Origin of the sequence: Haloferax sp. KTX1, from assembly GCF_902410085.1 — an archaeon.
Classification (GTDB): domain Archaea; phylum Halobacteriota; class Halobacteria; order Halobacteriales; family Haloferacaceae; genus Haloferax; species Haloferax massiliensis.
The window spans coordinates 65,488-79,005 of record NZ_CABPRH010000009.1 but is presented as its reverse complement, the minus strand read 5'-3'; the positions used below and the strand labels follow the sequence as shown (position 1 = coordinate 79,005).

Below are 13,518 nucleotides of genomic sequence, written 5' to 3'. Positions count from 1 at the left end.
CCGCGCCCCCGCCGGCGCTCAGACCTCGTGTTGCGGGATATCCGCGAACAGGTCGAGCAGGTAGCCGAGCGAGAGGCCGTACACCCAGTGGGCCAGAAGCGAGAACACGAGGAACGAGGCGACGACGAACGCGTCGGCGGGCGGCCAGAACGCCGGCACGAAGCCGACCCAGTAGAGCGTCGCGAACGATACGCCGCGGAGGTACTCCGGCGACTCCGGCGGGAGGAACGCGCCGACGACGACGAACGTCACCGGGAGGACGACCACGCCGCCGATGCCGAAGAGGAAGGCCCCGAGGGCGAGCGTCGGTTCGTAACCGAAGAACCTCGCCATCCCGGCGAATCGCGTAATCGGTTCGGTCGTAAAGAGGCCGAAGAGTTCGGGGATGCCGACGAGAACGGGCAGCATCAACACCGTCCCGACGAACCCGCTCGCCATCGCGGTGAGGACGACGCGGCCCGTGATTTCGTAGTCGGCGGTCTCGCCGACGCGCTGTCCAACCGCGGTAGCCGAGTTCGGCGTCTCTTGGCTCATACTCCCGTCATACTACGGGTTCTTACATGATAAAAGATAACAAATGCCACAGTACTGAGGGGTCGCCGACGCGAGTCACCGACGTTTTTGCCCCCCGGACGCGCCCGTGAGAGCATGTACGAAGTCGAGGTCAAGGTCCGCGCGGACCACGACGCGGTTCGCGAGCGACTCGACGCGGCCGAGGCCGAACGGGTCAACCGCGTCGCCCAGACGGACACCTACTACGACGCCCCGCACAGGGATTTCGCCGAGACCGACGAGGCGCTGCGCCTCCGGCGCGAATCGCGCTACGAGGACGGCGACCTCGCCGACGAGGAGACCGTCGTCACCTACAAGGGGCCGCTCGTCGACGAGTCGTCGAAGACCCGCCGGGAGTACGAGACGGGCGTCGACGACGGCGAGACGATGAACGACATCTGCGAGGCCGTCGGCTTCGAACCCGCCGCGACCGTCGAGAAAGAGCGCGAGCGGTTCGCCCTCGACGGCTACACCGTCTCGCTCGATTCGGTGTCCGGACTCGGCGAGTTCGTCGAGGTCGAAGTCGAGGTCGAATCCGGCGTCGACGACGCCCGCGAGGGGGCGTTCGCCGTCCTTCGGGAGTTCGGTCTCGACCCCGACGACCAGATTCGGACCTCCTACCTCGGGATGCTCCTCGGCGCTCCCGAGGAGTAGGCGGGCAGACGGCTCTCGGTCGTCCGCGCTCTCGGCAGATACTGCCCGAGCATACTCTCAAGTAATACGATTGTGGCCAAAGGTTTCCGCAAGTTATAGAACCGCCCGCCGGGTACGTCCCGCCAATGAGCGACCGAAATATCCGCCTCGAATCCGCCGACAAGCGCGCGGTCGAGGACCAGGAGGTCGAAATCGTCGAGCGAAAGGGGATCGGCCACCCCGACTCTATCTCCGACGGCATCGCCGAGAGCGTCTCCCGCGCCCTCTCGAACCTCTATCTCGACCGCGTCGGCAAGGTGCTTCACTACAACACCGACGAGACCCAGCTCGTCGCCGGCACGGCCGCGCCCGCCTTCGGCGGCGGCGAGGTCATCGAACCCATCTATCTCCTCATCGTCGGCCGCGCCACGAAGGAGTACGACGGCGAGAAGATTCCCGTCGACTCGACGGCGCTCCGGGCCGCCCGGGAGTACCTCAACGAGAACATCCCCGGGCTCGACGTGGGCACGGACATCATCGTCGACGTGAAACTCGGCGAGGGCTCCGGCGACCTCCAGGACGTGTTCGGCGAGGAGACCCAGCAGGTCCCGATGGCCAACGACACGAGTTTCGGCGTCGGCCACGCCCCCCTGACCGAGACGGAGCGCATCGTCCTCGAAGCCGAGCGCGCCCTCAACGGCGCGGCCTACGGCGACGACCACCCGGAACTCGGACAGGACATCAAGCTCATGGGCAAGCGCGAGGGCGACGTCATCGACGTGACCGTCGCCGCCGCGATGGTCGACAGACACCTCGACGACATCGACGACTACGTCGCCGCCGTCGACGACGTGCGCGAGTTCGTCACCGACCTCGCCACCGACTACACCGACCGCGAGGTCAACGTCGAAGTCAACACCGCCGACGACTACGACGAGGGCTCCATCTACCTCACGACGACCGGCACGTCCGCCGAACAGGGCGACGACGGCTCCGTCGGCCGCGGCAACCGAGCCAACGGTCTCATCACGCCGAACCGCCCGATGAGCATGGAAGCGACCTCCGGCAAGAACCCCGTCAACCACATCGGGAAGATCTACAACCTGCTTTCGACCCACATCGCCGAGACGGTCGTCGCCGAGGTCGACGGCATCCGCGACCTGCAGGTCCGCCTGCTCTCGCAGATCGGTCGCCCCATCGACGAACCGCACGTCGCCGACGCGAAGGTCATCACGGCCGAGGGCGTCACCGTCGCCGACATCGAAGACGAGGTGGTCGCCATCATCGACCGCGAACTCGCGGACGTGACCGATATCACCCGTCGGACCATCGAAGGCGAACTCAGCACGTTCTGAGGCGTCGCGTCGGCGGTCGCAGAAAAGACCGCGCCGCCCGCGAGGGCGGACGATTACTTCTCGCCGTAGTACTTCTCGACCAGTCGCGCGGCCGCCTCGGCCGTCTTCCGGTAGTCGCGGTCGCCGTCGGGCGTCCGAACCGCGTATTCGTAGTGCCGACTGCTCGGCACGTACCACTTCTCGGGATAGCTGTCGAGGACGTACTGCGGGTCACCGTTCGTCGGCGCGCCCGCGTCCGCTTCGACGACGGGTTCGGTGACTGATTCGGCGTCGGCGTCGGCGTCGGCGTCGGACTCGACGTCTGTCTCCTCTCGCGCCTCGTCGGCACCGTCTCGGGGGGCCATCACGGACGGGTCGGACTCGACGAGAAGCGTCTCGGGCACGTCCGGGTGCGACGCCGAGATACCGCGGTGGACGCCGGGCGTGTTCGACGCCGCGAGCGTCTGGTCCATCAGAATCCGCTGCATGCTAATCTCGTGGTCGTCGCCGGGGGCGCGCTGGTCGTAGGTGCCGTCGGCGTTCATCTCCCACGCCTTCCGGTTGTCGGCGAAGCCGAGTTCGAGGACGAACCGCAGCTGCTCGCGGATGTCCGGGTCCTCGACGGGCGCGACGGCCTCCACGCGCTTGTCGAGGTTGCGGGTCATCCAGTCCGCGGAGCCGACGTAGTAGTCCGGGTCGCCCGCGTTCTCGAAGTAGAAGATGCGCGAGTGTTCGAGGAAGCGGTCCACGACGCTCCGGACCGTGACGGTCTCAGAGACGCCCTCCAGTCCGGGGCGGAGCCGACAGATGTCGCGGACGAGCAGGTCGATGTCGACCCCGGCCATCGAGGCCTCGTACAGTTCCTCGACGATGCCGGGGTCTTCGAGGGCGTTCATCTTGGCGACGATGCGGGCGTCGCGGCCTGCGCGGGCGTGTTCGGCCTCCCGGCGGATGCACTTCGTGAACTCGTTTCGCATCGTCACGGGCGCGATGAGGAGCTTCCGGAACTCCTCGTCCAACGAGGGTCCGGTGAAGAAGTTGAACACTTTCACGAGGTCCTGGCCGATGTCGCGGTCGGCGGTGAGGACGCCGAGGTCGACGTAGCCCTTCGCGGTGCCGGAGTGGTAGTTCCCGGTGGCGACGTGGGAGTACAGCCGGACGCCGTCTTCCTCCTCGCGGACGACGAGCGCGGTCTTCGTGTGCGTCTTGAGGCCGATGGTGCCGTAGGCGACGTGGATGCCCTCCTCTTCGAGCCGCCGCACCCATTCGAGGTTGTTCTGCTCGTCGAACCGCGCTTTGAGTTCGACCATCGCCGCGACCTGCTTGCCGTTGTCGGCGGCGTCGATGAGCGCCTCGATGACCTTCGAGTCCGAGGCCGTCCGGTAGATGGCGGCCTTGATGGCCAGCACGTCGGGGTCGGTGGCGGCCGCGTCGAGGAACTGTTGGACGGTGTCGCCGAACGAGTGGTACGGGTGGTGCAACAGCACGTCCTTGCGGCGAATCTCGTCGAAGACGGTGTCGCCGTCCTCGCCGGCCGCCTCGGGGGAAGCCCCTCCCGAGCCGATGCCCGCGTCGGTGGGGCCGAGGGCCGAAAACCGGGGGTGCGGTTGCGGCGTCCACGACGCCAACGAGAGGTCCGGGCGGTCGAGGTCCGCGAGGTCCATCAGCTCGCGGTAGTCGAGCGGGCCGCGGAGTTCGAACACCTCGCGGTCGTCGAGGTCCAACTGCTCGACGAGGAGGTCCCGCGCGGCCTCGGGCGCGTCGGCCTCGATTTCGAGGCGGACGACGGTGGCGAAGCGGCGCTGTTCGAGCACCTCCTCTATCATGTCGATGAGGTCTTCGGCGACCTCCTCGTTGCGGCGGACCTCGGCGTTCCGGGTGAGTTTGAACACCGCGGTGTCCACGACCTCGACGTTCGGGAACAGGAGGTCGAGGTTGGCGCGGATGACCTCCTCAAGGAGGACGTACCGGACCTCGTCGCCGTCGGTGTCGACCTCGACGAGCCGGGGGCGGTTCTGCGGAATCTTCACGCGCGTGAACGTCTGGTCGCCGTCGTCGTCGCGGGTGATGACCGCGAGCGACAGCGAGAGGTTCGAGATGAAGGGAAACGGATGGGCCGGGTCGAACGACAGGGGCGTGAGCGTCGGCAGCACCGAGAGTTCGAAGTAGTCGCGCATCTCCGCGCGCTGGTCGGGCGTCAGGTCGTCGTAGTCGCAGATGCGGATTCCCGCGTCGGCGAGCGCGGGGCGAATCTCCTCGCGGTAGCACGCGGCCTGTCGCTCGAACATGGGTCGGGCCTTGTCGATGGCCTCCTCCCACTGCTCGCGGGGCGTCCGACCGTCGGTCGTCCGCTCGGTCACGCCGGCGTCTATCTGCTGTTTCAGCCCGCCGACGCGCTTCATGAAGAACTCGTCTAAGTTCTTCGTGAAGATGGACAGAAAGCGGACCCGTTCGAGAAGCGGGTTCCGGTCGTCGAGGGCCTCGTTGAGCACGCGAGACTGGAACGCCAGTTCGCTCAGCTCGCGGTTGAGGTAGTACTGCGGGTCGGCGAGGTCGATGTCGGCTGGCGACTCGTCGGTCATTGGCATCGAGTGGGCATCGAAGTGGCGGCAGTTGTTCGTCGAGCGCGGCCGCGGGCGGTCGGCGATCGTACGAAACAGAAACGGCGTGAAATCTATTAAGTGGTTTATATTGTTTCGCCGTCTGTCTACGGTTCAGTAAATTGCACTATTTACAGATATATAACACTATTAGCGGCGGAGCGGGGCGGACCGCGCCGAATAGTGACGCCCCGCGAAACGAGACGCTGAAGGGTGCCGGCGAAGAACGACGACCGTGAATCAATCGGCGCGCGTCGTCCTCGTCGGCTACGGAGAGGTGGGCACGAAGAGTTCGAGCGTTCGGGCGAAGATGGAGGCCAAACTGCGGACGAACCTCCAGGCGGTCCTCGACGACCGCTCGCTCTCGGGCCGCGTCGAGCGGGAGTGGTCCCGTCTGCTCGTCCGCGACGCGGCCGACGCCGACGCCGTCGCGGCCGCCTGCGCCGAGGTTCCGGGCGTGGTCTGGGCGCGCCCCTGCGTCGCCTGCGACCCCGTCCTCGACGACATCGTCGGGGTCTGCCGCGGCCTCGCGTCCGACCACCCCGACGGGGCGAAGTTCGCCGTCGACGCCGACCGCATCGGCGACGCCGACCAGCACGACTTCACCAGTTCGGACCTCGAACGCGAGGCCGGCAGCGCCGTCGTCGAGGCGACCGGCGCGCCCGTCGACCTCGACGACCCCGACCGCACCTACCGAATCGAGTGCCGCGAGGAGACGGCCTATCTCTCAGTCCGGCGGTTCGACGGTCCCGGCGGACTCCCGCTCGGGACGCAGGGGCGGGCCGTCTCGCTCGTCTCCGGCGGCATCGACTCGCCGGTGGCGACGTGGGAACTGCTGCGCCGCGGTTGCGAAATCGTCCCCGTCTACGTCGACTTGGGCGACTACGGCGGCGCGGACCACCGCGCGCGGGCCATCGAGACGGTTCGGACCATCGCCCGCCGCGCCCCGAACGCGGACATGCGGGTCCACGTCGTCCCGGCCGGCGACGTGGTCGAGCGACTGATGGACACCGTCGAGGACACCCGGATGCTCTCGCTTCGGCGCGCGATGCTCGCCATCGCCGCCGAGGTCGCCACCGACGAGCACGCCCACTCCGTCGTGACCGGGGAGTCGCTCGGCCAGAAGTCGAGCCAGACCGGCGAGAACCTCGCCGTCACCGAGGCCGCGGTCGACTACCCCGTCCACCGCCCGCTTTTGACCCGCGACAAGACCGACATCGTCGCGGCCGCCCGCGACCTCGGCACCTACGACGACTCGACGCTCCCCGTCGGGTGCGAGCGCGTCGCGCCGAGTTTCCCCGAGACGAACGCCTCGCTGTCGGCCGTCGAGGCCGCGGAACCCGACGACTTGTTCGACCTCGCGGCAGAGGCCGCCCGGGAGCGGGTGGTCGTCTCGCCGGACGGCGGATGAGAGCGCGGGTGAGCGCGTCCGAGCGAGCAGACCGCGGCTCCCCCGGACGAACCGTGGCACGGTATCGATACACACCCGAACCGTGTAAACGACCACCACAGTAACGATTTATCAAACGTTCAGATTCGTTTCGAATGAACAATTGCACAAAAATGGATTTATCTACCGTGAGCGCTAGGGTTCTCCCATGTCGAAAACATCGCGTCCCGGTCGCGGACACCCCGGCCCCGAGTGGCGCGTCAGCCACCGGGCGTCGCGGACCGACTGGAGCGACACCGTCGAGCGCTGCGCGGCGTGTCACGCCCGCGTCGACCTGAGCGAACCCCACTATCAGGTCCTCCTCGAACGGGACACCGACAAGCCCGGCAAGATAACCCTCGAACGCGAGCGCGTCGTCTTCTGCGACGAGTCCTGCGCCGCCGAGTGGGAATCGACCGCCTGAGTACCGGAACCGCTTTACCGAGTCCGGCCCCTCCCTCTCGACGTGACGCAGGTCTGTCTCGTCGGCGCGGAGGACGTCCACCTCCAGTACGAACTGCTGTCGCGCGACACCGCGCGCGCGGCGCTTTCGACCTACGACATCTCCGAACCGTTCGACAACTCGCTCGCGGTCGACACGGTGAGCCTCGGCGCGGCCGTCTCGCTTCTCAACGACCTCAACTGGTATCTCGTCCGCTTCGTCGACTTCTCCTTGGTCCGCGAGCCCTCCGTCTCGTCCGACGAGTGGCTCTCGCGCGACCTCGCCCGGCAGATTCGAGACGGGAAGGTCCAGCCCGAAGACATCGGCGACCACCTCGCCATCTACGGCGTCGAAGACGGCCGCCTCGTCGAGCCGATGTACGTGACGCGCGTCGACGGCTCGGTGCCCGACTACGACCTCAGAGACGTGGAGCGAACGCTCGTCGTCAGAGTCGCTGAAGACGAGTTCGGTCGGTAAGCGAGGCGACCGGCGAAAAACCGCGGTTTACCGCTATTCCTCGGCGTCGAACATCCCGGTCGACATGTAGCGCTCGCCGGAGTCCCAGAAGACGGTCACGACGAGCGGTTGGTCTGCCTCGTCGGCCTCGGCGTCGGCGAGTCGCTCGGCGACGCGCTTGGCCGCGAGGAGCGACGCGCCGGACGACTGGCCGACGAGGACGCCCTCCTCGCGGGCGAGGCGGCGACACTCGGCCTCGGCGTCGGCGAGTTCGACGATTTCCACGTCGTCGATGAGGTCGGTGTCGAGGTTGGGGCTGACGAAGCCCGGCCCCATCCCCTGAAAGTCGTTGTTTCCGACCTCGTGCCCCGAGAGGACGGCGCTCTCGGCGGGTTCGACGCCGACGACGCGCATCGAGGGGAACTCCTCGACGAGGCGGCGGCCGTTGCCCGAAATCGTGCCGCCGGTGCCGATGCCGGCGACGAAGGCGTCGATGCGGCGGTCGCCGACCTGTTCGAGAATCTCCTCGGCGGTCGTCCGGTAGTGCGCCTCCGGGTTCGCCGGGTTCTCGAACTGCCGGAGCTGGTACATCCCCTCGGCTTCGAGTTCGTCGGCGCGCTCTTTCGCGGCGGAGATGTCGCCCGCGACGAGTTCGATGGTCGCCCCGTAGGCGCGCATGATTTCGCGGCGCTCGGGCGACATCGAGTCCGGCATGACGATCGTCAGGTCGTAGCCCTTCGCCGCCGCGACGACGGCGAGTCCGATACCGGTGTTCCCGGACGTCGGTTCGACGAGGTGGTCGCCCGGCGAGATGTCGCCGGCCTCCTCGGCCGCCTCGACCATCGCCAGCGCGGGGCGGTCCTTCGCCGACCCGCCCGGGTTCTTCGACTCTATCTTCGCCGCGATTGTCGACCCCTCGGGGGAGTCGACGCGGACCAGCGGCGACCCGATAGCGTCGAGGATACTGTCGTCCATCGACCCTCCGTTGACGGTGCGACACTAAACGACTGGCGGAGGCGGACGATACGGCCACCGTCTCAGGGAGAGACAGCTCCGCGCGCGGACGGCGAGCCCCGCCGCGAGCGCACCCGTTAAATCCGCGCGGCCGGTACGCCCTGTCATGGCTGAAGCCGAGACGCTCGAAACGATGCAACCGAACCCCGCGTGGGACGCGGCCTCGTACCCCGACGTGGTCGACGCCCTCGCGGCCGCAGACTACACGTTCAAGGTCTGGGGCGGCGACTGGTGCGGCGACTGCCGCGGACAGCTTCCCGACTTCGCGGCGGCGCTCGACGCCGCCGGCGTCCCCGCCGAGCGAATCGACCACTACCCCGTCGAGAAGGCCGACGACGGCTCGAAGGTCGGCCCGCTCGTCGAGGAGTACGACATCGAACTCATCCCGACGGTCGTCGTCGAACGCGACGGCGAGGAGGTCGCTCGCTTCGTGGAGGAAGCAGACGTTCCGATTGCGGCCTACCTCGCAGAGCGGCTCTCGAACTGAGCGCCGACTCCGGTTTTTCGTTTTCTCGAACCCACTAATCCGCCCACACAGTCGAATCCCCTGCGTCAATCGAGCCCGCCGAAACCGTGATACGACACCCGCGGGTACGCCGATGCGATGCGACGAGCGCAGGTGGCGCGGGAGTCGGAAGATGCCTGAGAAGCGCGGTGGAGACGCGGGTGAGCGCCCGGACGACGGGGACGAACCGCGGCACTATCTCCTCGACAGCGACGACTACCGCCGCGACCTCCTCCCGGTGTTCTCCGAAGCCGTCCCCGTCGCGCACGCGGTTCGGGCGGAACTCGACGAGAGCTGTCTCGACGGAGAGCACGGAGCGTTCGGAGAAGACGGTATCGAGCGATGCGCCGATGCGCTCGCAACCGTCGACGCGCTCGACCCCGAGCGCCCGGACGACGGGACCCGCGTCTTCTCTCTCGACCGAGACGGCGAGGACGCGCTGTTCGCGCTTCTCGACGCCGCGACGGCGATGGTCGGGGAGAACTTCGTGTTCCGCCTCGCCCTCCTCGACGAACGCGGCGACGAACTGCTCGTGACGATTCCCCACGAGTCGATGCTCTGGGGCGAGTCGCCGCCGCTCCCCGAGGCGGCCGTGGCGTCGATTCGGGACCTGCTCGCCGACCGAGTCGGTCTGTTCGCGGCGTCGACGGTCCACGAGCGCTGGGAGACCGACGACCACGCCTACCGCTTCGAAACCACGGCAATCGTGCAATCGACGCTGGACCGGAAGACGAGTCTGACGTACTGTTCCGCGCTCTCGGCGCGGCACCTCGACGTCGTCGACGGAACGACGCTCGTCTTCGACACGCCGATGGGAGAGAAAGTCGTCCCGTGTGTGACCCGCGAGCGCGCCGAGCGAGTCGCAAACACGGTGCGGTCGTTGCGGCGGCGGTACGACGGGACGCGACTCTGAGTCGAGGGACCAGCTTAGTTGTCGTCGCCCGCGCCCGCGTCGCCCGCCGTGAACCACGCCAGCGCCTCGTCGAGGTCGCGGGTCGGCGCGGAGCAGGTGAAGTTCTCGCAGGCGTAGACGGTGGGGTCGCCGTCGGCCGCCTCGCGGCCGGCCCAGATCGGCGGGGCCTCGTCGAGTCCGAGTTCGTCCAGCCACGCGTCGAGTTCCTCGTCGGTGCCGGGGCGACGGGAGACGACGAGGCCGGGGAGATACCGCGAAGCGAGCGTCTCGAGCCACTCGTCGGGGAGCTCGTCGGCGGCGATAGTGAGTTCGGGGACGCCGCTGGCGGCCTTCTCGGCGGCGAGCGCGAGCGAGACGTGTTCGAGCGGACTGCCGCGGACCCGGTTGGCGAACGACCCGAGGACCGCGTCCGCGACGTCGCCGAAGCCGTCCTCGGGCGCGAACTGTTCGAGGTCCAAGAACAGCGACGTGGCGACGCCGAGGCTCGACGGCGTGGACTGGTCGGTCGGCTCCTGCGGGCGGGTGACGAGCGATTCGCCGCTCTCGGGGGTAAAGTAGAGCGTGCCCGCGTCGGCGTCGTAGAACTCGCGGCGGGTCGCCCGTGCGAGGTCGAGCGCGAACGAGAGCGGCGCGAGGTCGCCGGTCGCCTGATAGAGGTCGAACGCGCCGCGCGCGAGGAAGGCGTAGTCTTCGAGGTAGCCGTCGCCTTTGACCTCGCCGTTCATGGCGCGCCGCGAGAGCGTCTCGGTCTCGTCGTCCCAGAGGCGCTCGCGCACGAAGTCGAGGGCGCGGCGGGCGTCGGCCGCGAGCGAGTCGTCTCCGAGGACGACCGACCCCTGCGCGAACGCCGAAATCATCAGGCCGTTCCAGCCGGCGAGCACCTTCTCGTCGCGGGCGGGTCGCTCGCGTCCCTCGCGGGCGGCGAACAGCGCCTTTCGGGCCGTTTCGAGCCGGTCTTCGACCTCGGATTCGTCGAGGTCGTACTCGTCGGCGAGGTCGGCGGTCGTCGCCGAGACGTTCAGGACGGTCGTCTTGCGCTCGAAGTTGCCGCCGGGGGTGACGCCGTAGCGGTCGCAAAACAGGTCGGCGTCGAGTTCGGGGAGGAGGTCGCGCACGTCGTCCGGCGTCCAGACGTAGAAGGTTCCCTCCTCGCCGCCGGACTGGGCGTCGAGGGTGGCGAAGAAGCCGCCGTCGTCGTGGGAGAGTTCGCGGCGGACGAACTCGAACGTCTCGGCGGCGACGGTCGCGTACGACTCGTTGCCGGTGAGTCTGGCGGCGTCGAGATATCGCGAGGCGAGGCCGGCCTGGTCGTACAGCATCTTCTCGAAGTGCGGGACGGTCCACTCGCGGTCGACGCAGTAGCGGTGGAAGCCGCCGCCGAGGTGGTCGCGGAGGCCGCCGTTGGCCATCGCGTCGAGGCTCTGCCGCGCCACGTCGAGCGCCTCGCGGCGGCCGGAGACGGCGTAGCCGCGGAGCAGGGCGTCGATGCGACCGGGTTGGGGGAACTTCGGTCCGTCGCCGCCGAAGCCGCCGTGGTCGCGGTCAGCGCCGCGGAGCGCGGCCTGCACGGTGCTGTCGAGAACGTCCGAACCCGGGGCCTCGCCGGCCACGTCGGGCGTCTCCTCCAGTCGGTCGGTGATGGCGCTCGTCCACTGCTCGGCGCGGTTCTCTATCTCGTCGCGGTCGGTCCGCCACGACTCGGCGAAGCTCTCGACGAGGTCGCGGAAGCCGGGCGCGCCGCGGCGGGGTTCCGGCGGGAAGTACGTGCCGACGAAGAAGGGCTTGCCCTCGGGCGTGAGCCAGACCGAAAGCGGCCAGCCGCCGCCGCCGGTGACGAGCTGGCAGATGGTCTGGTAGATGCGGTCGAGGTCGGGGCGCTCCTCGCGGTCGACTTTCACCGGGACGAACTGTTCGTTGAGCACCTCGGCGATGTCGGGGTCCGAGAAGCTCTCGTCGGCCATGACGTGACACCAGTGGCACGCCGAGTAGCCGACCGAGAGGAAGATGGGCTTGTCCGCCTCGCGGGCGGCGTCGAGCGCCGTCTCGTCCCACGGTTGCCAGTTGACCGGGTTGTCGGCGTGCTGGCGGAGGTACGGGCTCTGCTCCTCGTCGAGTCGGTTGCGTCCCACCGGGTCGGACATGCGTCGCAGTCGGCGCTCCGGCAACTAAAGCGGCGTGGAGACGGCCGTCGTGGCCGGCGCGGGGCGTGGGCCGGACAGCGAGTCACCCTCGGTGGCGACCGAACATAACCACAATCGTGTCTATTTCGTCGCCGATAAAGAGCAATCTTTACACTCCCGTGCGCAGGGTATGCGACCATGAGCGAGACCGTCCTTCTCGTCGGCGGCGGCGGCCGCGAGCACGCGATTGCCCGCGCGCTGGCCCCCGACTGCGACCTGTACGCCTGCGCCAGCAACCGAAACCCCGGCATCGCCGCCCTCGCCGAGGGCTTCGAGACGATTTCGGAGACCGCCGCCGAGGACATCGTCGCCTACGCCGAGTCCGTCGACGCGACGCTCGCGGTCGTCGGTCCCGAGTCGGGCCTCGCGGCCGGCGTCGCCGACGCCCTCGACGAGGCCGGCGTCTACACCTTCGGCCCGCAGGCGGCCGAGGCGCGCATCGAGACGGACAAGGCGTTCCAGCGGCAGTTCATGCGCGACGAGGAGATTCCGGGCAACCCCGACTTCGCCACCTTCGACGACATGGAGGCCGCCTGCGACTACATCGACGACTACGACGGCGACCTCGCGGTCAAGCCCGCGGGCCTCACCGGCGGCAAGGGCGTGAAGGTCATCGGCGACCAGGTGACGCCCGAGGAGGCGAAGGCGTACCTCCGCGACTCGGACTACGAGCGCGTCGTCCTCGAAGAGCGCCTCGTCGGCGAGGAGTTCACGATTCAGGCGTTCGTCGCCGACGGCGAGTTCCGCGTCAGCCCCGCCGTGCAGGACCACAAGCGCGCCTACGAGGGCGACGAGGGACCGAACACCGGCGGCATGGGAAGCTACACCGACGTGACGCCGTCCCTGCCGTTCATGGCCGACGGCGACTACGAGGCCGCCGTCGAGGTCATCGAGGCCGTCGTGGAGGCGCTGCCGGACTACAAGGGCATCCTCTACGGCCAGTTCATGCTCACGACCGAGGGCCCGAAGGTCATCGAGTTCAACGCCCGCTTCGGCGACCCGGAGGCCATGAACACGCTGCCGGTCCTCGAAACGCCGTTTATCGACGTGCTCACGGCCGCCCGCGAGGGCGAGTCGCTCCCCGAACTCGACTTCGCCGAGGCCGCCACGGTCTGTAAGTACGCCGTCCCCGAGGGCTACCCGACGGACCCCGAGGCCGGCGCGGAAATCACGGTCGAGGTGGACGAGGACGCCGACGCCCTGCTGTTCTACGCGAGCGTCGACGACCGCGAGGACGGCCTGTACACGACGACCTCGCGGTCGTTCGCGGTGGTCGGCGTCGCCGACAGCATCGCCGCGGCGGAGGAACTCGCGGAGGACGCGCTCGCCGACGCCGGCGAGGGCTTCCACATCCGCCACGACATCGGCACGGCGGCGCTCGTCCAGCGCCGCATCGACCACATGGCCGAACTCCGCGGCGAGTAAGCGGCCGACCCCGCGGGCCGTCTTTCTACTTCTCT

Annotated in this window: 12 protein-coding genes; 8 read left to right on the top strand and 4 right to left on the bottom strand. The window is 68.4% G+C overall.

Annotated features, from left to right (window positions below):
- Positions 1-18: 18 nt before the first annotated feature.
- Complete coding sequence (locus FY251_RS14340; RefSeq protein WP_148415710.1) at positions 19-534, bottom strand: DUF6789 family protein; 516 nt, start codon at positions 532-534, stop codon at positions 19-21.
- A gap of 114 nt (positions 535-648) precedes the next feature.
- Here FY251_RS14340 and cyaB point away from each other — a divergent pair, with 114 nt between their 5' ends.
- Positions 649-1,206: a class IV adenylate cyclase gene (gene cyaB / locus FY251_RS14335; RefSeq protein ID WP_148415708.1), complete on the top strand. Its 558-nt coding sequence runs from the start codon at positions 649-651 to the stop codon at positions 1,204-1,206.
- Between the two features lie 125 nt (positions 1,207-1,331).
- Positions 1,332-2,540: a methionine adenosyltransferase gene (locus tag FY251_RS14330; RefSeq protein ID WP_148415706.1), complete on the top strand. Its 1,209-nt coding sequence runs from the start codon at positions 1,332-1,334 to the stop codon at positions 2,538-2,540.
- A gap of 53 nt (positions 2,541-2,593) precedes the next feature.
- On the opposite strand, the gene ppk1 is transcribed toward FY251_RS14330, so the two are convergent.
- Positions 2,594-5,101 carry a polyphosphate kinase 1 gene (gene ppk1 / locus FY251_RS14325; protein WP_148415897.1) on the bottom strand — a complete coding sequence of 836 codons (2,508 nt, stop codon included), beginning with the start codon at positions 5,099-5,101 and terminating at the stop codon, positions 2,594-2,596.
- A gap of 253 nt (positions 5,102-5,354) precedes the next feature.
- Here ppk1 and thiI point away from each other — a divergent pair, with 253 nt between their 5' ends.
- From thiI to FY251_RS14310, 3 genes are all read left to right on the top strand, one after another.
- Complete coding sequence (thiI, locus tag FY251_RS14320) at positions 5,355-6,530, top strand: tRNA uracil 4-sulfurtransferase ThiI (protein WP_148415704.1); 1,176 nt, start codon at positions 5,355-5,357, stop codon at positions 6,528-6,530.
- Positions 6,531-6,717: 187 nt separating this feature from the next.
- The gene (locus tag FY251_RS14315) at positions 6,718-6,972 is read left to right on the top strand and encodes a hypothetical protein (RefSeq protein WP_148415702.1); all 255 of its coding nucleotides are present in this window, start codon (positions 6,718-6,720) and stop codon (positions 6,970-6,972) included.
- Between the two features lie 42 nt (positions 6,973-7,014).
- Positions 7,015-7,467: a DUF5804 family protein gene (locus tag FY251_RS14310; protein WP_148415700.1), complete on the top strand. Its 453-nt coding sequence runs from the start codon at positions 7,015-7,017 to the stop codon at positions 7,465-7,467.
- A 33-nt stretch (positions 7,468-7,500) separates the two neighbouring features.
- Here the strand turns inward: FY251_RS14310 and FY251_RS14305 are convergent, their stop codons facing one another.
- A complete protein-coding gene (locus FY251_RS14305) occupies positions 7,501-8,421 on the bottom strand; it encodes a PLP-dependent cysteine synthase family protein (protein ID WP_148415698.1) in 921 nt (306 codons plus the stop codon).
- 145 nt (positions 8,422-8,566) lie between these two features.
- Between FY251_RS14305 and FY251_RS14300 the strand changes: the two genes are divergently transcribed.
- Together FY251_RS14300 and FY251_RS14295 are read left to right on the top strand one after the other, a co-directional pair.
- Positions 8,567-8,947 carry a thioredoxin family protein gene (locus FY251_RS14300; protein ID WP_148415696.1) on the top strand — a complete coding sequence of 127 codons (381 nt, stop codon included), beginning with the start codon at positions 8,567-8,569 and terminating at the stop codon, positions 8,945-8,947.
- A gap of 151 nt (positions 8,948-9,098) precedes the next feature.
- Entirely contained in the window at positions 9,099-9,878 is a 780-nt protein-coding gene (locus FY251_RS14295) for a hypothetical protein (RefSeq protein WP_148415694.1), read from the top strand.
- A gap of 14 nt (positions 9,879-9,892) precedes the next feature.
- Here FY251_RS14295 and FY251_RS14290 read toward each other — a convergent pair whose 3' ends face one another.
- The gene (locus FY251_RS14290; RefSeq protein ID WP_148415692.1) at positions 9,893-12,019 is read right to left on the bottom strand and encodes a thioredoxin domain-containing protein; all 2,127 of its coding nucleotides are present in this window, start codon (positions 12,017-12,019) and stop codon (positions 9,893-9,895) included.
- A 177-nt stretch (positions 12,020-12,196) separates the two neighbouring features.
- Between FY251_RS14290 and purD the strand changes: the two genes are divergently transcribed.
- Positions 12,197-13,483 carry a phosphoribosylamine--glycine ligase gene (gene purD / locus FY251_RS14285; protein WP_148415690.1) on the top strand — a complete coding sequence of 429 codons (1,287 nt, stop codon included), beginning with the start codon at positions 12,197-12,199 and terminating at the stop codon, positions 13,481-13,483.
- Positions 13,484-13,518 lie beyond the last annotated feature (35 nt).